The organism is Chryseobacterium sp. 14P4.3.2, from assembly GCF_057799275.1.
On record NZ_JBYOKO010000001.1, the window covers coordinates 610,116 to 632,194 of the forward strand.

23 protein-coding genes and 4 tRNA genes are annotated in these 22,079 nt (G+C 36.6%); 18 read left to right on the plus strand and 9 right to left on the minus strand.

What is annotated here, in order from left to right:
* The first annotated feature begins 52 nt into the window (after positions 1-52).
* The 13 genes from AC27VX_RS02745 (at position 53) to AC27VX_RS02805 (ending at position 11,975) form a co-directional block, all read left to right on the plus strand.
* On the plus strand, positions 53-1,282 hold the full coding sequence (locus tag AC27VX_RS02745) for an efflux RND transporter periplasmic adaptor subunit (protein WP_488693738.1): 1,230 nt from the start codon (positions 53-55) through the stop codon (positions 1,280-1,282).
* 137 nt (positions 1,283-1,419) lie between these two features.
* A complete protein-coding gene (locus tag AC27VX_RS02750; protein ID WP_300686627.1) occupies positions 1,420-2,301 on the plus strand; it encodes a bestrophin family protein in 882 nt (293 codons plus the stop codon).
* Positions 2,302-2,319: 18 nt separating this feature from the next.
* On the plus strand, positions 2,320-3,210 hold the full coding sequence (locus tag AC27VX_RS02755; protein WP_488693739.1) for a cation diffusion facilitator family transporter: 891 nt from the start codon (positions 2,320-2,322) through the stop codon (positions 3,208-3,210).
* A 17-nt stretch (positions 3,211-3,227) separates the two neighbouring features.
* Positions 3,228-3,647, plus strand: coding sequence for a Fur family transcriptional regulator (locus tag AC27VX_RS02760; protein ID WP_236857079.1), 420 nt, complete (start codon positions 3,228-3,230; stop codon positions 3,645-3,647).
* Between the two features lie 44 nt (positions 3,648-3,691).
* Entirely contained in the window at positions 3,692-5,674 is a 1,983-nt protein-coding gene (locus AC27VX_RS02765; RefSeq protein WP_488693740.1) for a heavy metal translocating P-type ATPase, read from the plus strand.
* A 513-nt stretch (positions 5,675-6,187) separates the two neighbouring features.
* Positions 6,188-6,550, plus strand: coding sequence for a hypothetical protein (locus AC27VX_RS02770; protein WP_300686619.1), 363 nt, complete (start codon positions 6,188-6,190; stop codon positions 6,548-6,550).
* A gap of 219 nt (positions 6,551-6,769) precedes the next feature.
* Entirely contained in the window at positions 6,770-7,045 is a 276-nt protein-coding gene (locus tag AC27VX_RS02775; RefSeq protein WP_236857082.1) for a YHS domain-containing protein, read from the plus strand.
* Positions 7,032-7,709 carry an SCO family protein gene (locus AC27VX_RS02780; protein WP_236857083.1) on the plus strand — a complete coding sequence of 226 codons (678 nt, stop codon included), beginning with the start codon at positions 7,032-7,034 and terminating at the stop codon, positions 7,707-7,709. The genes AC27VX_RS02775 and AC27VX_RS02780 overlap by 14 nt, the downstream gene beginning before the upstream one ends.
* A 126-nt stretch (positions 7,710-7,835) precedes the next feature.
* Entirely contained in the window at positions 7,836-8,510 is a 675-nt protein-coding gene (locus AC27VX_RS02785; protein ID WP_300686614.1) for a superoxide dismutase, read from the plus strand.
* A gap of 4 nt (positions 8,511-8,514) precedes the next feature.
* Positions 8,515-8,883: a hypothetical protein gene (locus tag AC27VX_RS02790; RefSeq protein WP_488693741.1), complete on the plus strand. Its 369-nt coding sequence runs from the start codon at positions 8,515-8,517 to the stop codon at positions 8,881-8,883.
* A 262-nt stretch (positions 8,884-9,145) separates the two neighbouring features.
* On the plus strand, positions 9,146-9,973 hold the full coding sequence (locus tag AC27VX_RS02795) for an MbnP family protein (protein ID WP_488693742.1): 828 nt from the start codon (positions 9,146-9,148) through the stop codon (positions 9,971-9,973).
* The gene (locus tag AC27VX_RS02800) at positions 9,966-11,015 is read left to right on the plus strand and encodes a cytochrome-c peroxidase (RefSeq protein ID WP_236857086.1); all 1,050 of its coding nucleotides are present in this window, start codon (positions 9,966-9,968) and stop codon (positions 11,013-11,015) included. Before AC27VX_RS02795 ends, AC27VX_RS02800 begins: the two co-directional genes overlap by 8 nt.
* A 12-nt stretch (positions 11,016-11,027) precedes the next feature.
* Positions 11,028-11,975 carry a transporter gene (locus tag AC27VX_RS02805; RefSeq protein WP_236857087.1) on the plus strand — a complete coding sequence of 316 codons (948 nt, stop codon included), beginning with the start codon at positions 11,028-11,030 and terminating at the stop codon, positions 11,973-11,975.
* A 98-nt stretch (positions 11,976-12,073) separates the two neighbouring features.
* Here the strand turns inward: AC27VX_RS02805 and AC27VX_RS02810 are convergent, their stop codons facing one another.
* The 7 genes from AC27VX_RS02810 to AC27VX_RS02840 form a co-directional block, all read right to left on the minus strand.
* On the minus strand, positions 12,074-12,862 hold the full coding sequence (locus AC27VX_RS02810; protein ID WP_236857088.1) for a T9SS type A sorting domain-containing protein: 789 nt from the start codon (positions 12,860-12,862) through the stop codon (positions 12,074-12,076).
* Between the two features lie 213 nt (positions 12,863-13,075).
* Positions 13,076-13,849 carry a T9SS type A sorting domain-containing protein gene (locus AC27VX_RS02815; protein ID WP_236857089.1) on the minus strand — a complete coding sequence of 258 codons (774 nt, stop codon included), beginning with the start codon at positions 13,847-13,849 and terminating at the stop codon, positions 13,076-13,078.
* 375 nt (positions 13,850-14,224) lie between these two features.
* Positions 14,225-14,296, minus strand: a tRNA-Glu gene (locus tag AC27VX_RS02820).
* A 65-nt stretch (positions 14,297-14,361) separates the two neighbouring features.
* A tRNA-Glu gene (locus AC27VX_RS02825) sits at positions 14,362-14,433 on the minus strand.
* A gap of 85 nt (positions 14,434-14,518) precedes the next feature.
* A tRNA-Glu gene (locus tag AC27VX_RS02830) sits at positions 14,519-14,590 on the minus strand.
* Between the two features lie 10 nt (positions 14,591-14,600).
* Complete coding sequence (gene rpsT / locus AC27VX_RS02835) at positions 14,601-14,855, minus strand: 30S ribosomal protein S20 (protein ID WP_076353226.1); 255 nt, start codon at positions 14,853-14,855, stop codon at positions 14,601-14,603.
* Positions 14,856-14,921: 66 nt separating this feature from the next.
* Positions 14,922-15,242, minus strand: a complete 321-nt coding sequence (locus AC27VX_RS02840) for a hypothetical protein (RefSeq protein ID WP_076353227.1) — start codon at positions 15,240-15,242, stop codon at positions 14,922-14,924.
* Between the two features lie 334 nt (positions 15,243-15,576).
* On the opposite strand from AC27VX_RS02840, the gene AC27VX_RS02845 reads away from it, so the two are divergent.
* Together AC27VX_RS02845 and AC27VX_RS02850 are read left to right on the plus strand one after the other, a co-directional pair.
* Positions 15,577-16,371, plus strand: a complete 795-nt coding sequence (locus AC27VX_RS02845; protein WP_488693743.1) for a GLPGLI family protein — start codon at positions 15,577-15,579, stop codon at positions 16,369-16,371.
* Between the two features lie 51 nt (positions 16,372-16,422).
* Positions 16,423-16,632, plus strand: coding sequence for a restriction endonuclease (locus AC27VX_RS02850; protein ID WP_488693744.1), 210 nt, complete (start codon positions 16,423-16,425; stop codon positions 16,630-16,632).
* A 360-nt stretch (positions 16,633-16,992) separates the two neighbouring features.
* On the opposite strand, the gene AC27VX_RS02855 is transcribed toward AC27VX_RS02850, so the two are convergent.
* Positions 16,993-17,064, minus strand: a tRNA-Glu gene (locus AC27VX_RS02855).
* A gap of 59 nt (positions 17,065-17,123) precedes the next feature.
* On the minus strand, positions 17,124-18,410 hold the full coding sequence (locus tag AC27VX_RS02860) for an N-acetylmuramoyl-L-alanine amidase family protein (protein WP_236857090.1): 1,287 nt from the start codon (positions 18,408-18,410) through the stop codon (positions 17,124-17,126).
* Between the two features lie 53 nt (positions 18,411-18,463).
* Between AC27VX_RS02860 and AC27VX_RS02865 the strand changes: the two genes are divergently transcribed.
* The 3 genes from AC27VX_RS02865 (at position 18,464) to AC27VX_RS02875 (ending at position 22,028) form a co-directional block, all read left to right on the plus strand.
* Complete coding sequence (locus AC27VX_RS02865) at positions 18,464-21,049, plus strand: putative LPS assembly protein LptD (protein WP_488693745.1); 2,586 nt, start codon at positions 18,464-18,466, stop codon at positions 21,047-21,049.
* Between the two features lie 143 nt (positions 21,050-21,192).
* A complete protein-coding gene (locus tag AC27VX_RS02870; protein WP_045491236.1) occupies positions 21,193-21,573 on the plus strand; it encodes a RidA family protein in 381 nt (126 codons plus the stop codon).
* The gene (locus AC27VX_RS02875) at positions 21,573-22,028 is read left to right on the plus strand and encodes a hypothetical protein (protein ID WP_236857092.1); all 456 of its coding nucleotides are present in this window, start codon (positions 21,573-21,575) and stop codon (positions 22,026-22,028) included. Before AC27VX_RS02870 ends, AC27VX_RS02875 begins: the two co-directional genes overlap by 1 nt.
* Positions 22,029-22,079 lie beyond the last annotated feature (51 nt).

Genomic DNA, 22,079 nt, shown 5'->3' on the forward strand with positions numbered 1-22,079 from the left:
CAAGCCCATCAAAGCGATGACGTACAGTATTAGAAAAAATATATACTTGCTTATGAAACTCAAATATAATATCCTTACTCTTGCCCTGATCTCTCTATTCATAATAAGCTGTGGGAAAAAGGAAGCTTCTGAAGAAAAAGCCCCTGAAAAAACAGAGCAGAAAGAAGCTGCCCATGAAGAAACTCCGGCAACTATTGCTTCTCTCACAGAAGACCAGATGAAGTCTGTAGGAGTAGCTTTGGGAACCGTAGAAATGAAGGAGTTGACCTCCACTATAAAAGCCAATGGTCTGCTGAGTGTACCCAACAGTAATAAAGCGACCATCACTTCCCTTTATGGGGGAATCATCAAAACCTTAAATGTTCAGGTAGGAAGTATTGTGAAAAAAGGACAGGTGATTGCCACTATTGCCAACCCGGAATACATCCAGCTTCAGGAGGATTATCTGACTACCAACAGCAGAATAACCTACGCAGAACAGGAATACAGAAGACAGAGAGAACTTTTTGATAACGATGCAGGAGCTAAGAAAAATCTGCAAAGTGCCAATGCAGAGCTGAAGACCCTGAGAACAAAAAAAGCCTCACTTTTAAAACAGCTTCAGATGATGGGAATAAGCCCGGCAAAAATAAGTAATGGAAATATGAAATCCGGATTGGTTATCACATCACCAATCAGCGGAACAATCAGCAGTATTGCAGCGCAGATAGGAAGCTATGTGGATATTTCTGCGCCGGTAGCTACAGTGATTGATAACGGATCTATTCACCTGGATCTTCAGGTGTTTGAAAAAGACCTTCCGAAAATGAGAGTCGGGCAGATTGTTCACTTTAAGCTGACCAACAATCCGGAAACGGAATATGATGCAAGAATTTACAGCATAGGATCTTCTTTTGAAAACGAAAGTAAAACCATCTCTATGCATTGCGAAGTGATTGGAAATAAATCAGGCCTTATAGATGGAATGAATATCACCGGAATTGTAAGCCTTGATAAAAGTACAACTCCCGCAGTTCCTACGGAAGCTATTGTAGAAGCAGACGGAAAATATTATGTTTTTATCCAGACCGCCAAAAAACAGGAAGAAGAACATGACGAAAAAGGAAAACCTCATCCGAAAACCCTAAACTTTGAAAAAATAGAAGTGGTAAAAGGTACATCTGATATGGGATATACTGCGATAACACCGGTAGGAAATATTCCCGAAAATGCAAAAATTGTAGTAAAAGGAGCCTTTTTTGTGAACGCTAAATTGGTTAATTCTGGAGAACATGAACATTAATTAAAGCCACCGGAATCAGCGGAATATCGATATTTATCCTTAAATTAGAACTGTTTACGTAATTATTTTTATTGAATGTAAAAGGATTTGAAAAAGGATAAAGATCATCTCACCCAATTGTAATAAATGACTTTGTTATGTTATTAAACAAAAAAATATCAGTCTGGTATTTCATCCGTGAAATAAAATCCCAAATTCTGTTCATCGCAATCTTTGCTGTGGCGATTGGTCTTTTGGATATGTTGCCGTGGTTTCAGAAGATCTCACTTCCTTTGAATATTCCTGCGCTGCTGGGAACGGCAGTATCACTACTGTTAGCTTTCAGAACTTCCCAGTCCTATGAAAGGTGGTGGGAAGCCAGAACAGTGTGGGGAGCTATTGTGAATGATTCCCGGACTTTGGTAAGGCTGATCATTCAGTTTATGCCGGAGGGAAAAAATCAAACAATAAAAGATTTTGCTGAACGTCAGATTATATGGACGTATGCCCTTGGAGAATCTTTGAGAAAACTTCCATTTTCTACAAAAATAAAGCAATACCTGGATCAGCACAATGTCAGTGCTGTTAATATCCCCAATGCACTTCTGGATGAGCATTCCAGGCAGATAAGGGAGATTACGGCTTCAAAAGAACTTACAGATTTTCAGCAAATGCAGCTGAATGATATCATCACAAGGCTGTGCGACAGCATGGGAAAATGCGAAAGACTGAAGAATACAGTTTTCCCCCGTTCTTACAGTGTCTTAGTACATATTTTGATCTATGTATTTGCAGCCATCCTTCCGTTTGGACTTGATGATTCTCTGCTGGCGGTAGAAATTATGATTACTTTTCTGATTCCGGTGGCGTTTGTTGCTATTGAAAAAACATCCATCATCATGCAGGATCCTTTTGAAAACGGGCCTGTAGATACCCCCATGACTTCTCTGGCACAAACTATTGAGATCAATATCAGACAAATGATAGGCGATCAGAATGTTCCATTGAAAAAAGAAAATACATCCTATTATGAAATTTAATTAAACCATAGATAGAATATGGAAAACACACAAACACCCTCTGCAGCAAGCAGGCATAAAAAAAGTCTCCTTATTGTACTGTGTCTTAGCGGTACCTATCTCATTGCTGAGGTGATAGGAGGCATTATGACCAACAGTCTTGCATTATTGGCAGATGCCGCTCATATGCTGACCGATGTCGTAGGATTATTGTTAGCATTTATAGCCATCAAGATAGGAGAAAGAAAAGCAGATCCTTCAAGAACATACGGTTATTACCGTACTGAAATATTAGCTGCCGTAATTAATGCAGTCGTTTTACTCGGCATTTCATTGTATGTATTGTTTGAAGCGTATCAGCGTTTTCAAAATCCGCCGGAAGTACAAAGCAAGGCAATGCTGATTGTAGCAGGAATTGGATTATTGGTGAATATAGCCGGAATGATGATTCTCAGAAAAGATTCAGAAGGAAGTCTAAATATGAAAGGAGCTTACTTTGAAGTTCTTTCAGATATGCTTACTTCAGTTGGAGTAATGATTGCCGGAGTTATTATGCTCACAACAGGATGGTATTATGCAGACCCGTTGATTTCAGCAGCCATCGGACTTTTGATTTTCCCAAGAACATGGAAGCTCTTGAAAGAAGCTATCAATGTTTTGCTGGAAGGAACCCCTAAAGATGTGGATATTTATGAACTGCGGAAATCATTGGAGAAAACCTCAGGGGTAAAAAATGTTCATGATCTGCATGTATGGTCTCTTACTTCAAGTGTAAATGCCATGAGTGCCCATATTGTAAAAGAAGCTGGTATTCCTCAGAATCAGCTGTTAAAAACATTAACGGAATCGACCGTCAATAATTTTAAAATAAGCCATACTACTTTTCAGATAGAAGAAGAGGGATACGAAGAAAATGAAGTACATCTGTAAAATTTTAAAAATTAACAATGAAAAAAGATATAGAAAACAAGCTCATCGATAAAAATACAAAACCTACCAGTATGAGAATTCTGGTATATGATTTTTTAAGCTCTCAGGAGGCTGCATTATCTCTGTCTGAAATAGAAAACTACTTTGATAATGCTGACAGAATTACAATCTACAGAACCCTGAAAACCTTTGAAGAAAAAGGAATCGTACACAGTATTCAGGAGAATACCACAACAAAATACAAATTATGCGATGACGACTGCGATGAAAAAACTCACAAAGACTGGCATTTGCATTTCTATTGTAAAATATGCAAACAAACCACTTGCAAAGAAGATATTTCCTTCCCGGAAAACATACAGACCAATTTCAGAATTGATGAAATAAGGCTCTTTGCTAAAGGAATTTGCGAAAACTGTCTTGAAAGTTTGCAATAGCATTGCATCAGTTCCAACCCTAAATTTGTATAAAAATATCAGTTATGGAAAAATGCTGCAGTACAACTCCGGAAAAACCAAATACAAAAGGACATCAACATAATCATTCGGAAGTAGACGGACATGATCATGACGGACATGACCACTCTCATGATACCGGTGATCAGACAGTCTTTCAGATGTTTCTTCCGGCTATTATATCTTTTGTAATTTTATTATTAGGTATTGCTTTTGACAACTATATAAAACCAACATGGTTTACAGGCTGGGTACGTTTAGTCTGGTTCCTGGCGGCTTACATTCCTGTAGGATTGCCTGTATTAAAAGATGCTTATAAAAGTATCCTTAAGGGAGGTGTGTTTTCAGAATTCTTTTTGATGAGCATAGCCACTATTGGTGCTTTTGCTATCGGAGAATATCCTGAAGGAGTAGCCGTAATGCTCTTTTACGCTGTAGGAGAGGTATTTCAGTCTATGGCAGTGACCAGAGCAAAAGGAAATATAAAAGCTTTGCTTGATCAGCGCCCGGATGAGGTGACGATTATGGAAAATAATCAACCGCGGACGATCAAGGCAAAAGAAGCGAAAATTGGAGATATTATTCAGTTGAAACCCGGTGAAAAGCTTGCATTGGACGGAGAACTTCTGTCTGATAAAGCTTCATTCAATACCGCAGCACTTACCGGAGAAAGTAAACCGGATACCAAGAATAAAGGAGAAGTGGTATTGGCAGGGATGATCAATATGAACAATATTGCTCTGGTAAAAGTAAGTACCGCTTATGAAGACAGTAAGCTGAGTAAGATACTGGAGATGGTTCAGAATGCAACGGCTCAAAAAGCCCCAACAGAATTGTTCATCAGAAAATTTGCCAAAGTCTATACCCCTATCGTCGTGTTTTTAGCCATAGGAATCTGTCTGCTGCCTTATTTTTTTGTCGATGATTACCAGTTCAGAGATTGGCTATACAGAGCATTGATTTTCCTTGTGATTTCCTGTCCTTGTGCATTGGTAATTTCCATCCCGCTGGGATATTTCGGAGGGATTGGAGCTGCCAGCAGAAATGGGATTTTGTTTAAAGGAAGTAATTTCCTGGATAGTATTGCAGAGATTCAGAACGTGGTGATGGATAAAACAGGAACGATGACAGAAGGAGTGTTTAAAGTTCAGGAGGTAGACTTCAGCCCGGAATTTAATAAAGACGAAATTCTCCAAATGGTCAATGCTCTGGAAAGCAAAAGTACACACCCGGTTGCTACGGCCATTCACAATTATGTAGGAGATATCAATCACTCTATTCCATTGGAAAATGTAGAAGAGATTGCAGGACACGGGTTGAGAGCAACAGTGGATGGAAAGGAACTTCTGGTTGGAAACTTTAAACTGATGGATAAGTTCAATATCCGTTATGATATTAACCATGCTAATATTGTGTATACGCTGATTGCTGTGGCATTTGATAACAGGTTTGCCGGATATATCACTATTGCAGACAGTATAAAAGCAGATGCCAAGGAAACGGTTGACAAACTTCATAAAATGAATGTAAAAGCCACTATGCTGAGTGGTGATAAAAGTACGGTGGTGAAGTATGTAGCAGATCAGCTGGGTATTGATAGCGCATTCGGAGATTTGCTGCCGGAAGATAAAGTAAATAAGGTAAAGGAAATCAAAGCGGGAAATCAAACCGTAGCTTTTGTAGGAGATGGGGTGAATGATGCACCGGTAGTTGCTTTAAGTGATGTAGGAATTGCAATGGGAGGCTTGGGAAGTGATGCTACCATTGAAACTGCAGACGTAGTGATTCAGGATGATAAACCAAGTAAAATTCCAATGGCAATCAACATCGGAAAGCAAACAAAGAAAATCGTCTGGCAGAATATCATTTTAGCATTTGCCGTAAAAGCGGTAGTCCTAATCCTGGGAGCCGGAGGTTTGGCAACCATGTGGGAAGCCGTATTTGCTGATGTAGGAGTTGCATTGCTGGCCATTTTAAATGCTGTAAGGATTCAGAGAATGAAATTTTAAAAGATAAAATGATAAAAGAATCCGGAAAGGCTGCTAAATGAAGTTAGACAAATAATAAACACATACTAAATTATATTCAACAAAGGCTCTCTGATCTCTCAGTGGAGCTTTTGTTTTATCGCTTATTTGAGCCGGGAAATGAAAAAAGCTCTGCCAAAAAAGGGGCAAAGCTTTTATTAACAAGATTAAACTTTTATAAAGAACTAATTTGTACTTGAATATAGAAATCAACCTATAGAGTTCAAATAATCTACTCAAAGTTCGTAATAATCTAATGAAGGCGACAGACACAGTTCCGTAATTTTCAAAGGTAACAGATGTAAAACAGAAGCAAATTGTACCGGAGATAGAATTTTGCACCCTGAAGCTTCCTGTAATATAAAATTTTGTGCTTTTACGATGATCCGACAAAACCCTCTATAAAAAATTAACATTCACCGTCAATGACATTCATCATAAATGAATGATAAAATAATTCCGAAGTAGTATATTTGCAGCAGAGAAACTGAAGCGTTGAGGTTATTAATTTCCATATTCATCATTTTTACTGTTGCAATACGTCCAGTCTTGCCATTGGTAAACTATGCTGTGAATTATGACTATATCGTAAAAAATCTTTGCGAGAAAAGAGATATACCACAATCAACGTGTAAGGGTAAATGCTATGTGGAAAAAGAACTGGCAAAAACAGAAAAACAGTCCAATAGCTCACAAACTATTAAGATTGCCGGCTTAGACGTCTTTCTTTCTAATGAAATCCTTTCCTTTTCAGGGCAGCCTGGCTCCGGATTACTCACAGAAATTCCGGATCCCAGTTACTTTAACTCTCATTCCTCAGAATTCTTTTCAAGAATTTTCCATCCTCCGTTAATGTAGATGCTTAATATAAACTATGTTTTTAGTTTATAGGTTAAGATTTTTAAATCTTTCACTAATAAGCAATTAAAGATACGCGGAGCAATGGTGGTTTGTGAAAATCACACGAACTCTTTTTAAACACTTATGTGTTTTTTACACTAATTGTTTCGTGAATCGTAGACTTATACTTTGTGTGATCATTTTATTCAACATTATTAATTTCAATTTAACATTAAAATGAAATCTCTAATTATTTTGGGCGCTATGATGTCCATCTCATTCATGTCTTGTGCCAAAGAAACGCCTCAGGTAAAGCACAAAAGCCATATGAACTCTTCCAAAGAAAATATAAAAAATGTGCAGGTAGTCAACGCAGAAGATCCGATCTGTCATATGAAAACTGCGGAGTTTCTTAAAGATACTGCAGTCTATAAAAATAAAACGTATGGTTTTTGCAGTGTTTACTGTAAAGATGAATTTAAAAAAAATCCTGAAAAATATGCCCAAAAATAATAAAGCCAATAACAAGAGTAAAGTCATTATACCCATTGCTGTAATTGCTTTGCTTTTCCTGGGAATAGGAGTAGGGATGGGGTACTTTAAGAATAACCTTTATACGGTAATGAAAGTTCCTGATTTTGAACTCACTGATCAGAACAGTAAAAAGATTACCAACAAAGATATGCTGGGAAAAGTATATCTGGTAGAATTTTTCTTTAGCAAATGCCCTACGATATGTCCTGTAATGAATACCAATATGAAGGCCATTCAAAATCAGGTCAGCGATCCCAACTTTGGAATTATTTCCATAAGCATCGATCCGGAAAATGATACGCCCGCAGCTCTGAAAGAACATGCCCAAAGAATAGGAGCAAAGTCTCCCAACTGGCATTTTTTGACCGGAGACAGAACGTATATTGGTAATCTTGCTGAGCAATTTAATATCTATGTGGGAGATAAAGAAGATGAAGGAGAGAGCCTGAATCACAGCGGGATGATAGCACTGGTAGATCAGGAAGGAAATATCAGATGCCGGTATAATAAAGAGAATATGCCGATTCTGTATTACTCAGGATTGAATTATGATGATCCGGAAGGTAAAAGCCCGAGGTTAAATGGGAAATATCACCCGGACAGAGAAATTCTGATAGAAGATATTAAGAAATTACTGAAATAATAAGTTGAAAGATAACGTTATGAGCCAGGAAGAAGTCTGCGGTTGTTTTCCAGCCGGAATTACTTTATCCCGGAGAATTTATCTTTCATCCCAGAAAAATATTGTTTAACCATAAAACAAAACGTTATGAAGATTATGAAAATAGCTGCTTTAAGTGCAGTTTTTGCCGCTCAGTTTACACTGGCACAATTCAAGCAGACCCCTCTGCCATATGCGTATAATGCGCTGGAAGGTTCTATCGATGCTCAGACGATGGAAATTCACTATTCAAAACATGGAGCTGCTTATACAGCTAATTTGAATAAGGCTATTGCAGGAACGCCACAGGAAAAACAGACTTTGGTTCAGATCCTGGCTGAAACTTCCAAGATGACTCCTGCGGTAAGAAATAATGCAGGTGGGCACTACAACCATGAGCTTTTCTGGACAATGCTTACACCGGAGAAAAATACACAGCCTTCAGCAAAATTAGCAAAAGCAATCAATGATGCTTTTGGAAGTCTGGATGCTTTCAAAGAAAAAATGAGTAAAGCCGGAGCAGACCGTTTCGGTTCAGGATGGGCGTGGCTTTCTGTAGATAAAAATGGAAAACTTTTCGTTTCTTCAACCCCTAACCAGGATAACCCTATGATGGATATCGTAGAAGAAAAAGGAACTCCTATCCTTGGAATTGACGTTTGGGAGCATGCTTATTACCTGAAATATCAGAATAAAAGAGCAGACTACCTTTCTGCAATCTGGAATGTGCTGAACTGGAAAGAAGTTAGCAAAAGATATGATGATGCTTTAAGCAAAAAGTAACTTCATGAAATTATTTTACGGCATACTCTTTACTTTTTATATGGTGTTCAGACCTCTGATCCCCGTGGTAGAGTATGCCGTAAATTATGATTATATCGCAAAAGTTCTCTGTATCAATAAATCAAGGCCGGAAATACACTGTAATGGAAAATGTTACCTGAGTAAAGAATTGGCAAAAAACAACGATTCAGAATCTTCACCTTTACAAAAAACAAAAAACTCAGGACAAAAAATACTTGACATATATATCCTGCCTGAAATTGCGGAAATCTCTGCTGAAGAAAAATTTCCGGTTCTCAATTTCACTTTCCCCTATGAAGCAGTCTATTCCTTTCTGTTTCTGAAACACATTTTCAAACCACCGGTTTTTTAAGTTACAACAATCATTTTTTAACCATAAAAGCCACCAAAGAATGCTCTTAATAATCACAATTGTAAGACCATTACTTTATTAAAGGTAAAAGTCCGCATAAGTTGAAAATCTCTGATTAAAAAACTTAAGTGTTCTTAGGATGCGCAAACTTATCACTTACAACTTAAGTGTAGAAAACGCTTGTGCCTTTTATGGTAAAAAGAATGTTTTTACATTCAAAAACAATCCATTCAAAAATTGTATTCAACTTAAAAAATCAACAATGAAAATCTATAAATTTTTATCCTTATTCTTTATTGCTTTTACTTTATTTACCCTTTCATCTTGTGGAAACAGAGATGATGATAATTCGCAGGATACCACTTCCGGAAGCCTCCAGATCAAATTTGAAAACGGATTTAATAATTTAGGAGATATTATTTTAAACCAGACCGTACAGACCTCTTCTCAGGGACAGAAACATAACTTCTCAGCCTTAAAATATGTAATCAGCAATATTACGCTGATTGATGAGAACGGAAATGAATTTAAATACAATGAAAATAACCCTGATAAAGGGGCCTTTATTGTAGATCAGGCAGATGCAGTAGCCGGTATTGTATACCTTAACCTTGATGGTGTTCCGAAAAATAATTATAAGAAAATAAGATTTGGTTTGGGTATCAGCCAGAAAGCTTACCTGCTGGGACAGGACGGGCAGGCTGAATTCTGGACCAGAGCTAAGCAGAAAGGAATGTCGTGGTCATGGGCTGCAGGATATGTTTTCGTAAAGCTGGAAGGGAAATATGGTTCCGGTTCTCCTTCACAGGAATTCATGAACCATACAGGAAATATGGGAAATACAGTGGCAAATGGTACTCCGGATCTTTACCGCGAAATTATCCTTAATCTTCCTACAACTGCAAGAGTAACCGGGCAGATCAGACCTTCTGTTCATATTCTGGCAGACCTGAATCAGTTTTTAAGCGGAGATAAGGCTCTTGCACTCACATCAGCTAATGATATGATGATGGGATCCAGCCAGCATCTTGTAGATGTGACGAACAACCTTACCAAAATGTTTAAAGTAGATCACGTTCACAATGATTAATTTTTTGATAAAGACTGTATTGGTTGTAGTGATCTTTCTTTTAAGCTGTATCTCCTGTTCCGATGAGGTAATGCAGCCTTTGGAAAAAGATGAAGCCTATAATCTGCAGTTTCCTGGATATTTCCCTGAAATGACTTTCGATAAATCGGCCAATCCCGCTACCAAAAACGGGGTTGAGCTGGGAAGAAAATTATTTTATGAAGGCAGGCTATCCAGAAACAATACGATTTCATGTGGTTTTTGCCATATCCAGGAAAATGCATTCACCCATCATGGGCATACCGTTAGCCATGGCGTAGATGATAGAATCGGAATCCGGAATGCACCACCTATTCAAAATATGGCTTTTTTGAAAAGATATATGTGGGATGGAGTAATTCATAATTTGAATGAACAGCCAATCAGCCCGATCACTGATGTGAATGAAATGGACAGTTCTATACCGGAAGCTATTTCAAAAATAAAAGGTGATCAGAAATATAAAAATCTTTTCAAAGCAGCTTACGGAGACGAAACTATTACAGGTGAAAGAATTTTAAAAGCATTATCACAGTTTATGGCTTCATTGATATCAGCCGATTCAAAATATGACAGATTCCGGCAGGGGAGGGAGCAGCTGACCTCAGAAGAATCCCAGGGGATGGCATTGTTCAGTCAGAAGTGTGCTTCCTGTCACAGTGGAGAACTGTTCACTGATGAAAGTTTCAGAAATACCGGAATGTATTATAACACTGAATTTAAAGATGCAGGGCGCTACCGTGTGACACTTGATCAGGTTGACTGGATGAAATTCAGGGTGCCAAGTTTAAGAAATGTAGAATATACTGCTCCTTATATGCATGACGGAAGATTTTACACTTTAGATGCAGTACTCAATTTCTATTCGGATCAGGTGGAAGATAATACCAATCTGGACCCGCAGCTTAAGAAAAACGGACATATAGGAATTGCAATGAACAGCCAGGAAAAACAACGTATTGTCACCTTTCTGAAAACACTGTCTGATAAAAATTTTATATCCAATCCAAAATTTGCAGAATAATTTAAAGAAAATATGAAGAAGATCATTATAATCATAAGCCTGGTTTTATTTAATCTCAGTCACGCTGGAACTATTATAGACAGTGCTTATATCTCTCAGAATTATCATAATAGAATAGAATTTGATGACGATTGTGATGCATGTGGTTGTGCCGCAGGAAACGGGTCATCCGGATTTGAGTCTTTATTGAATCCACAGTTTGTCGGGATTAAATACTTTGCTCAGCATTACAAAGCAAAAGAGAATTTATTTGTAAAAGATCTTACTCAGGATCAGTATTTCAATACCCTTCAGCTATGGGGGAAAATTCCGGTGGCGAAAAAACTGAGCGTCTATGCAAGTCTGCCATTTCACTTTCATGAAAAAAAGACGATGCAGGGAGATATCAGAATCAATGGAATCGGAGATCTGAATCTGATGGGAATCTATCAGCTTATAAGTTCTAAAAATAATTTTCATCAGTTGAATGGAGGATTGGGAGTCAAAGTTCCTTTAGGTAAATTTGATGAAAAAGGAATATCAGGAGTCAATCCGAGTTTTCAGTTGGGAACAGGAAGCTGGGATTATCAGGCAGCTTTGAATTATAAATTTCAAAAAAATAAAATAGCCGTACTGGTGAATACAGATTATACTATTAAGACGGAAAATAAAAAGAATTACCATTTTGGGAATCAGTGGAACTATGCGGCAACCGGGTTTTATCAGATTACAGGAAATGAAAAGACTAACTTTTCTGCGAAGACAGGATTTCAGGGAGAAGTATATGCCCAAAACAAACAGTTTGGAGAAGGCTTACCCAATACTGCCGGAAGTGCACTGTATGGAAAACTGGGATTTGAAGCGTCTTATAGAAAGTTCAGCCTGGGAAGCGAAGTGATGCTTCCTGTATATAGCCACCTTGCAGGAGGGGATATTGAAGCCAGATCGCGCTTCAGTATTTTCCTGAACATCGGAATTTAAATTCTGAATTGAACCTTAGAGAATTTTTATGGAATCTTCCATAAGAATATAAAAAGAAAACCGGTAAACTGAAAAGTCTGCCGGTTTGTCTTTATCATTTATTTAATAATAATTTTACGAGAGTAAGATTTTCCTTCCTTCGTCTGAAGTGTCATGATGTATATACCTCCAGGCTGTTTCGTTTCAAAAGTATTTGATTTCAATTTGGAACGGAACACTTCTTTTCCTGAAGTATTCGTTAAGCTGACCTCTGAACCTTCTGCCGCAACATTTTTGTCAAGAGTAAACTGACCGTCCTGATTATAGGCCATGAAGTTGATAAAAGGGTCTTTGTATTGGTAAGCGTAGTAAACCCTAAGCTCACCGCCTAAATTAAGAAGACCTGAATTTACATTGATTTTAATACGGTCAAAAGGAATATTCATCGTAAGTTCAATTTCTCCCTTGCTAGGATCCGTACCTCCAAGTTGCAGGATATTATTGTTAAGATTCTGGTAGTCGTTGTTGGATACGTCTCCGTTAAATGTTTCAATAGAAACTCCGCCAAGAACCTGTGCGGATAAAGGAGTTCCGTTCGATCCAATTCCAATAACAAGTTTATTTGTATTATTATTGATATTGCTGCTTGGGAAGATCAGGGTCTGTTCTGTTCTTGCCAATAACCCGATTGAAACCTGCAGTGTAGAATAATCATCCTCATTGCTTCCGATGGCATTGAGTGGATTCAGAACTCCACAACCTATACATACTCCGAATACCTGACTGGTTTGACTGCTTGCATAGATTTTGGTAATCTGAGCATAAGACATTGTGCTCATCAGAAATAAGAATAAAGCTGACATACCTGCTTTGAGTGCATGCTTTCTCACTAATAAATTGTTTTTCATATGTTTAATTTTTGAGATTTTAGTTTTAAGTAAAATTACATATAAAATAATTATGTTGGTTATTTTATTTCAATTTTTAGTGAAATTTAAACATTTGTATTATATAACGAATTATTGTTAATTTTTAATTAATATAAAAATATTTTTTATCTCTTTGAAATGTGCATAAAAAAACCGGCAGATTTTTTAATCAGCCGGTCTTAAGGGTATCATTTATTTAACAATAATTTTACGTGAGTACATTTTTCCTTCTTTGGTTTTAACGGTCATGAAATAAACCCCTTCAGGCTGTTTAGAATCAAAAGTTTTTGATTTCAGCGTAGAACGGAATACTTCTTTTCCAGATGTATTGGTAAGAGCAACCTCAGAGCCTTCCAAAGGAACGTTTCCATCCAGAGTAACTTGTCCGCTCTGGCTGAATGCCATGATATTAATTAATGGATCCTGGTAAGCATAGTATATTCTGAACCCACCCCCAAGGCTGAGTACTCCGCCGGTCAATCCAATTCTGATTCCGTCATAAGGTTTATCCGGTTTAAATTCTACAATACCTCTGTTAGGTGTAGCTCCCAGCTTCAGAAGACTTACATCTATTGTTCTGCGGTCATCGTTGGAAGTTCCTCCGTTCATAGTTTCCAGCGTCACACCACTTAGTAATTGTACAGATAAAGGAATATTATCAGTTCCAATACCTACAACCAGTCTTGTGTCGGATCTCAGATCCGGAAAAAGTAAAGTTTGCTGAATTCCTCCTAAAAGTACAGTTCCCAATACCATTGTTGAATAATCGTCTTCATTACTTCCTACAGCATTGAGAGGGTTATCTACACGGCATCCTAGGCATGCTACTCCAAATACACCCGAGCTTTGAGCGTGAGCATAAATTCTATTCTGTGCAAATGAAAGGGTAGTGGCAGAGAATAGAAATAAAGACATTAATCCTGCTTTAAAAGAGAATTGATTTCCCAAAGGTAAATTAAATTTCATGTTATTTATTTTTGAATGAATAGTTTTATTCAAATTTAGGCATTAAAAGGAAAAGTAGAAAATAATATTTCCATTTTTGGTGATTTTTTTAATAAATCCTTTGTTTATAGTTTATAAAGCTGATTGAGCAGAGGAAGTAGATAGGATCAGAATGGGAAGCTAAAGCAGGACTGGATTATATTTTCAGGCGTAAAAATTGGGAAGAAATAGTCTACAATGAGAGAAGGTAGATTATTTTGATGTAAAGAATTAATCGGATTATTTATATGAGTAAAATTTTTCCTATTCAGATTAGCCAAACTTTTTGCTTAGTCCCAGCTTTTGCGCCTGATCTATGGTAAATAAAAAAAGAGACTTTCGAAAAAGTCTCTTTTGTAGCCCGTAGGGGAATCGAACCCCTCTTACCAGAATGAAAATCTGAGGTCCTAACCGATAGACGAACGGGCCCTCTATCTTCCATTACCGAAGTAATGTGTTAGTTTTGTTTTTATAAGTATCAACTCTTAATCTTGTAGCCCGTAGGGGAATCGAACCCCTCTTACCAGAATGAAAATCTGAGGTCCTAACCGATAGACGAACGGGCCGGTTAGATTTTTTATTTAAATATAGCTTTTCTACTTTTTCTTTAAAAAACCACTGATGTTTTACAGTGGTTTTTAAAGATTTAAGTAGCCCGTAGGGGAATCGAACCCCTCTTACCAGAATGAAAATCTGAGGTCCTAACCGATAGACGAACGGGCCAGCTATATTTTTACGCTAATTTATTAACGTGCTTTGTTAATTTGCTTTTCAAGTTAGCTGCTTTGTTTTTGTGGATAATATTTTTCTTAGCTAATTTATCCAATAAAGCGATAACTTTTGGCAACTGTTCTGTAGCAGCAGCTTTGTTCTCCTCATTTCTTAAGGTCTTCAATGCTGTTCTAGCAGTCTTGTGATAATATCTGTTACGAAGTCTTCTAGTTTCGTTTTGTCTAATTCTCTTTAGAGCTGATTTATGATTTGCCATATCGTTTAAATGTGAGTGCAAAACTATAAACTTTTTCTTTAACTACCAAATTTATTTTGAAAATTTTTAATTTTCTTCTGAAAGGTACTTTCTAAGCTTATCTATTGCTTGTTCTATTTTTAAATTTTCCTGTTCTTTTTCTATTTTTTTGATCGTATTTCCAAGCATGATCAGTGCATTGTTCCATTCTCCAGTGGTATTGGTGAAAGTAAGTTCGTCTATTGTTACTTCAAAAGCAACCCTTTCTCCAGTCCTGTAAAGTCTGAAACTTATTTTATCATCCCTGCCTGTAATCCCTTCTTCATTGATTTGTAAATCGTAACTTTTTGGGTTAGAGTGGACTTTTTTAAAAAGCAATTTTGCTTCTTGTATTTTCAAATCCGGCATGATATCAAATTTTGTAGCCTATAGGTTAAATAATAGGCTAGTTTTCTTTGTTCAAATAATTTTGAGTTGGCAAATATAACAAAATTGTTTTGATTTTCACTTCTTTTATTTGATACTTTCCCCATACACGTTTTGTCGAAATTTCGTAGATGTGCCGTGCATTTTCCGTCAACAAGTTTTATCCGCAAATACTTTTTATTCCTCGAAAAAACAGTAATTTAGCAAGGAAAAAGTATTTGCTTTGTTCAGTCTAAGCAGAACTTTCAGCCGTTTAGCCCGCACTTCGTCGATACTTTTTCCGTTAACAGAAATTTTAAACAAATACTAGTCACAAATGAAATTTATTATATTTTTTCTTGGAATTTCTACATTTTGCTTCTCGCAAAAATTAAGCTTTATTTACGAAACAAAATACAAACTAAATTCAGAAAAACCAGATGATGTTAATTCCGATCTTATGATTTTGGATTTAAAAAATAATATTTCAATTTTTAGAGAATCACAAGACAAAAAAACAGATTCAATAAAGTTGAATAATGGAAACGGAAGGTTTAAAATGGGTGTTGAAAACCAATTCTATGTCAAAAAGAATCTGACTCAAAGAAGAATTGAAAAAGTAATAACTTATTTGGGAACGGATTATCTTCTTCCAATTGAGGAAATATTAAATTGGAAAATATCTTCCGAACAAAAAATAATTGGAAAATATAAATCTCAAAAAGCAGAAACAAATTATGGGGGAAGAAACTGGATTGCTTGGTTTACTACAGAATTGCCTTTTGGAGACGGTCCCTATATTTTCAATGGTTTACCTGGGTTGATTGTTTCTATTCAAGATTCAAACAATGAATATTCATTTAATTTGATAGAAGTCAAAAAAGGCGGGAATATTTTTGACGCACGCACAAAAGCAATAAAAATTGATTGGAAAAAATATGAAACACTTGCAAAATCATATTTTAATGATCCATATGATGTAAATTCAAAAGTGGGAATGGGAAAAACAGTTACATTTACCGACCCGAATGGTAATACAATGGATATTTCAATAAAGAGTAAAGAAATGCAAAATAATATTCTACAAGAAAATAACCCAATTGAATTAGATCACAAAATCAACTACAAATAAAAACTTCTGCTAACATAGAGCTATGGTAAAAGCAAGAAAATTAGGCTAAAAATGTGGTGTGATTTTTTTGATGCACAAAATTTGAAAGGCACTACGAAAGGAGTGTTTATTACTACTTCTACTTTTACTAATGAAGCTTTGAATGCAGCTAATCAAAATCCACACAATAAAATTGTATTAATTGATTCAGATAGACTCTTGGAATTGGCAATTCAGTTTAACGTTGGAATTCAAACAAAGAAGATTATCGAAATCAAATAAATTGGCATCGATTTTTTGAAGAATAATTCACTATTTAAAATAAACTTTATAAACAGAAACGGGCTTGTTTTGAGCCTGTTTCTGTTTTTCTCAATCAAAACCTCCTCTTCAAACAAAAGATGCAAATTCAAGGAGCTTTCAGCCCTAAGAGCAAGAAAATATTCCCGAGCGCCAATTTCCAGAAACAAAAAGCTAACAAAAGGAAAGAAAAATTTTAGAGATCAAAAAAGATTTTCGAAATTCGCCCTGTACAAGTGGTGTAAAGGCATTCTTTTAAAATTCGTAGAGATCCCCCGTTGACTTTTGGAATAAAAAATCCCTGAACCTTGTATTGATCAGGGATTGAGTGGTGAAGTTTAGTAGCCTATAGGGGAATCGAACCCCTGTTGCAAGAATGAAAATCTTGAGTCCTTACCACTAGACGAATAGGCCAAATTTTGAGGTTGCAAAAGTAATAATTAACTTTTAAACCTCAAAATTATTCTTTTAAATTATTTATATACTTTTTGTATCACCGTGTTTTTGATGCCTTTAGCTTCAAGCTCTTTTTGAAGTTTTGCAGCGTCTTCCAGGGTATATACTTTCCCATACGTATAATAAAACACTCCATTGTCTTTTTCTCTTTCCACGTCTTTCAGGTTTTGAAGGATGTAAGAGTTGCCATTCAGTTTGTCTCCGGAGTAGACTTCTATCGTATAATATCCCATGCTGATTCTCTGATTTGGCATAAATCCTACCGCAAAAGCATTTCTGAATCCTGCATCTTTGGCTGTCTTAAGGTTGATATCTTTTACAGAGGCCATATTGGTGACTGCATAGTAATATTTGTATTGTCCGTTCTCTTTGATAGTCAGGATATAATTTAACCCTTTAAGAGCGGGATCATTTTCGTTAAACTTTGTAGGAGAGCTCATCAATAGTATTCTGAAATCGTTTTTCAGAGGAGCTTCTGCCGGTTTTTCAGGTTCCTGTTTTTTTATTGCAACAGATCCGCCGGATTTTCTGTCGACCGCTTTTTTGTAATCAATGATTGCATTATAAATACTTTCAGCAATTTCTTCCTGGCCTTTTTCGGAGGCAATATAATGACTTTCTTCCGGATGATTAATGAATCCGGTTTCTATCAGTACAGAAGGCATGGCATTCATACGGAGAACGTGAAGGTTCTTCTGAAAAACACCTCTGGAAAATCTTTTGTCTTTATTCACAAAATTATCTTCTACCAATCCTCCCAGAAGAAGACTGGATTCCAGATATTTGCTTTGCTGAAGTTTTAGGGCAATCAAAGACTCAGGAGAGTCGGGATTATAAGACCCGAAGGTCTGCTTATCTTTTTCATCCAGAAAAATTACGTCATTTTCCCTTTTTGCCACTTCAAGGTTCTCATTGTTTTGGTTGGGTCCCTGAACATAAGTTTCCGTACCATAGGCTGTAGGTCTTTGTGCAGAATTACAGTGAATGGATACGAAAAGATCTGCTTTACTTCTGTTAGCCAGGTTCGTTCTGTCGGATAGAGAAGGATATTCATCGATCTTACGGGTGTATATTACTTTGAAATCTCTGTTTTTCTCCAACATTGCCCCCACTTTTAAGGTAATAGCGAGTGTAATGTCTTTTTCAGCAATCCTTCCAATGTCAGAATAAGTCCTGTTGGCTCCATGATCACTTCCTCCGTGTCCCGCATCCAGAACGATTGTAAACTTCTTTTGAGAGAATACAAAGTTGCTGATCAGGATAAGGAGAAATGATAAAATTATTTTAAAATTTTGTTTGTGCATCTTACAGTTATAAAAATTATATTAATTTTGGGCCTTAATTATATATAATAAAATTGACCAAAACCGTCCTCAAAAATATATTACAAATTTTAATTATCCTAATTTTTAACAATTTTTTAGCACAGAAAACTCCTGAAAAATTGCCTAAAAATGCGGTTAATGATACTATTTCCAAAAAGGATACCATAGTTGTAAAAAAAGAAACTTTGGATGATATTCTTCATACAAAAGCTGATGATCAGCGAAGAGATGTCCCCAAAAGAATGACATTCCTTAACAAGAATGCCCAGGTAAAATATCAGGATATGCAGATTGATGCAGATTATATCTCCATTGATGATAATAAAAACCTGATCTATGCCCGTGGAAAGCAAGACTCCCTCGGTAAAATTATTGCTCCTGTGATTACCACTCAGGCAGGTAAAAAGTACGAAACTACGGAGTTTAACTATAATACCAAAACCAAACAGGCAATTGCTTTCAATGCCAGAACGGAAGAAAGTGAAGGGGTAATTATTGCGCAGAAAACAAAAAAATATAACGATTCCGTGTTCGCGATGGTAAGAGCGGATTATACGACGGATGATTACTTCATTAAGAAAAAAGATACGGCTGCGGATTACTTTATGAGAGCTTACAATATTAAGCTTATTAAAACCAAAAACAAATCTCAAATCGTTACAGGGCCTATTCAGATGTTTATAGAGCAGGTTCCTACACCTCTTTATCTGCCGTTTGCTATTTTACCATTTTCGGCTAAAAGAGCTGCCGGTATTCTGATTCCGAGTTTCGGAGAAAGGGAAGATGTAGGGTTTTTCCTTAATGGAATAGGTTACTATCAGCCGATTGGAGAACATTTTGACCTTAAAGTGTTAGCAGATATCTATACGAAAGGAAGCTGGAACCTTAGACCGCAAATGACCTATCAGAAAAAGTACCGCTATTCAGGAAATTTTAATGCAGATATCGGAACGGTAGTAAGAGGGATCAAAGGATTGGATGACTATACCAAAAACAGTACCTATAGAATCAACTGGACGCATGCACAGGACTCGAAAGCGAATCCTTTCCTTACATTCAGTGCTTCGGTAGATGTTGTGAGCACGAAATTTTATAATAATCCGCTTAACAACAATTATATTTTCAACCAGAATGTGTTGAATACCCAGCAAAACTCAACGGTAACCCTTACCAAAAGATTTTTGAAGCTGCCTGTTACCATTACCGGGACGGCATCTTATTCTCAGAACTTTGCGACAGGACTTGCTGATCTTCGTCTTCCACAGATGAACGTAGCGGTAAATCAGTTCTATCTGTTTAAGTCGAAAACAGGAGTAAGACAGGGGCTTATTGAAAATATTACAGTAAATACAGGGTTTAACCTGACCAATTTTGTGAATACTAAGGAAAATGAGCTGTTTACAAAGGAAATGTGGGATAAAATGCAGACCGGACTTAAAAATAATATCGCAATTGCTACCAATACCACTCTGGCAAAATATTTCACATTCAGCTTAAGTGCTAATGTTGACAACGCTTTGACCACGAAAACACTGAACAGATTTTATGATCCTGTAAATAATGTTACCGTAGATCAGATTAATAAGCAGTTTACAGGTTATTCAACATTCTCTACCACAGCAAGTCTTCAGACTACGCTATATGGGATGATGAAGTTTAAAAAAGGAGCAGCAATAGAAGCGGTAAGACATATGATGACTCCGAGTATCGGGTTTACCTATTCTCCGGATTTCTCAAGTCCTAATTTCGGATATTACAGAAACTATTACAATGCAAACGGAGCGCTTACCCCTTATTCTATTTTTGAAAAAGGAATTATAGGAAGCCCTTCAAGTGGAATGGTTGGAGCTTTAGGTTTCAATATCGGAAATAATATTGAAATGAAAGTAAAGTCTAAAAGTGATTCTACAGGAGCGAAGAAGATCAAAATTTTTGAGTCTTTAGGTCTTTCAGGAAGCTACAACTTTGCGGCTAAAGATCACCCTTGGTCTATCCTTAGTATCAACGGACAATCTTCTTTCTTTAATAATAAACTTACTGTAAATACGAGTCTTGCTCTTGAGCCTTATAGAATTGCTTTCACACCTGGACAGGATACCGGAGTAAGAACAGAACAGTTCGGGCACTTTAGTGTACAGGGATTCAACGTACAGCTATCATATCCTTTAAGCAGTGAAATCTTTGGAGAAAAGACAGACTATGCTAAGAAATATTCTACAAAAGGAGAGGTGAGGAATGAAAGTTATTATTTTGATGATGATAATTATGCTCATTTCGACCAGGCATGGACTTTGAATATCAGTGCGAATTATGCCTATTCAAAGGGGCTTAGCAGACTTGCAAATAAAATAGCCTCTGTAGGGCTTGACGGAAGTATTAAACTGACTCCTTACTGGAATATAACCGGAAGTACTCACTTTGACATGGTAACAAAAGATCTTGCATATACCAGAATTGGTTTCTCAAGAGATCAGCGTAGTTTTACCATCAATTTCAACTGGGTTCCATTCGGACAGTATAAGGTGTATGACTTCTTTATAGGGATCAAAGCCAATATCTTAAGTGATGCTCTAAAGTATAAAGACAGAAGTTTTACCCAGCCGAATACACCTTTCTAATGTCAGATTGGCATTTGAGAATATAAATTTTATATTTGCAACCAAAATAAATCTAATAAAATCGCTGTTGATGAAATTTTCTAACAGATCAGTACAGAAAGCGGCGGTTGCATATGAGCTTAGAAAAAAATAAATATCCACATATGAAACAAATAATCAACACAGTTAATGCACCTGCAGCTATCGGTCCTTATTCACAAGCTAATATGGCAAACGGAGTTTTATATATCTCCGGACAGATTCCTGTAGATCCAGCAACTGGTAAATTGGTAGAGGGAATTGAAAAAGAAACGCACCAGGTAATGAAAAACCTTGAAGCAATTCTTACAGAAGCGGGAATGACTTTTAAAAATGTTGTAAAAGCTACGATCTTCCTTAAGAGTATGGATGATTTTGCAGTAATGAATGATATTTATGCCTCTTATTTAGATGCAGAAAGCTATCCTGCACGTGAAACGGTTCAGGTTTCTTGCCTGCCTAAGAACGTGGATATCGAAATTTCTATGATCGCACATCAGGATTAATGAGTTTTATAAGAAATACAATTGCGGTTTTGCTTGGCCTTGGTATTGCAGGGCTTATTATCACTCTTGGTATAAGAGCGTTTCCGCAATGGGTTACTTTTGACGCTTTTGCTCCTTTTGAGCATTGGCAAAGGTTTCTCTTCAGTATGAAAGATGATAAAGCCTTTTTCGGGTTCCTGCTGTTTATTTCCGGATTGGGCACTACAGTTGGAGGAGTGGCAACGGCAATCATCGTTAAATATGCGAAAGTAGCCTATGCAATTCTAATTGGCTTTATTATGCTCTTTATTGCCATGCTGGATGTCATTATATTTCCTTATCATCCTACGTTTTATAAGATCTCAATCTTTCTTACCTTTTTTCCTTTTTCCTGGATTGGCGGTAAGATTGTAGAGGTGATTTATGAGCGGAATAAGAAGAAAAGAATTGCTGATAAAATGAATAAGCCAAAATAAAAATAACAAAAAACGCTGCAGATTTCTGCAGCGTTTTTTGTTGATATGGAA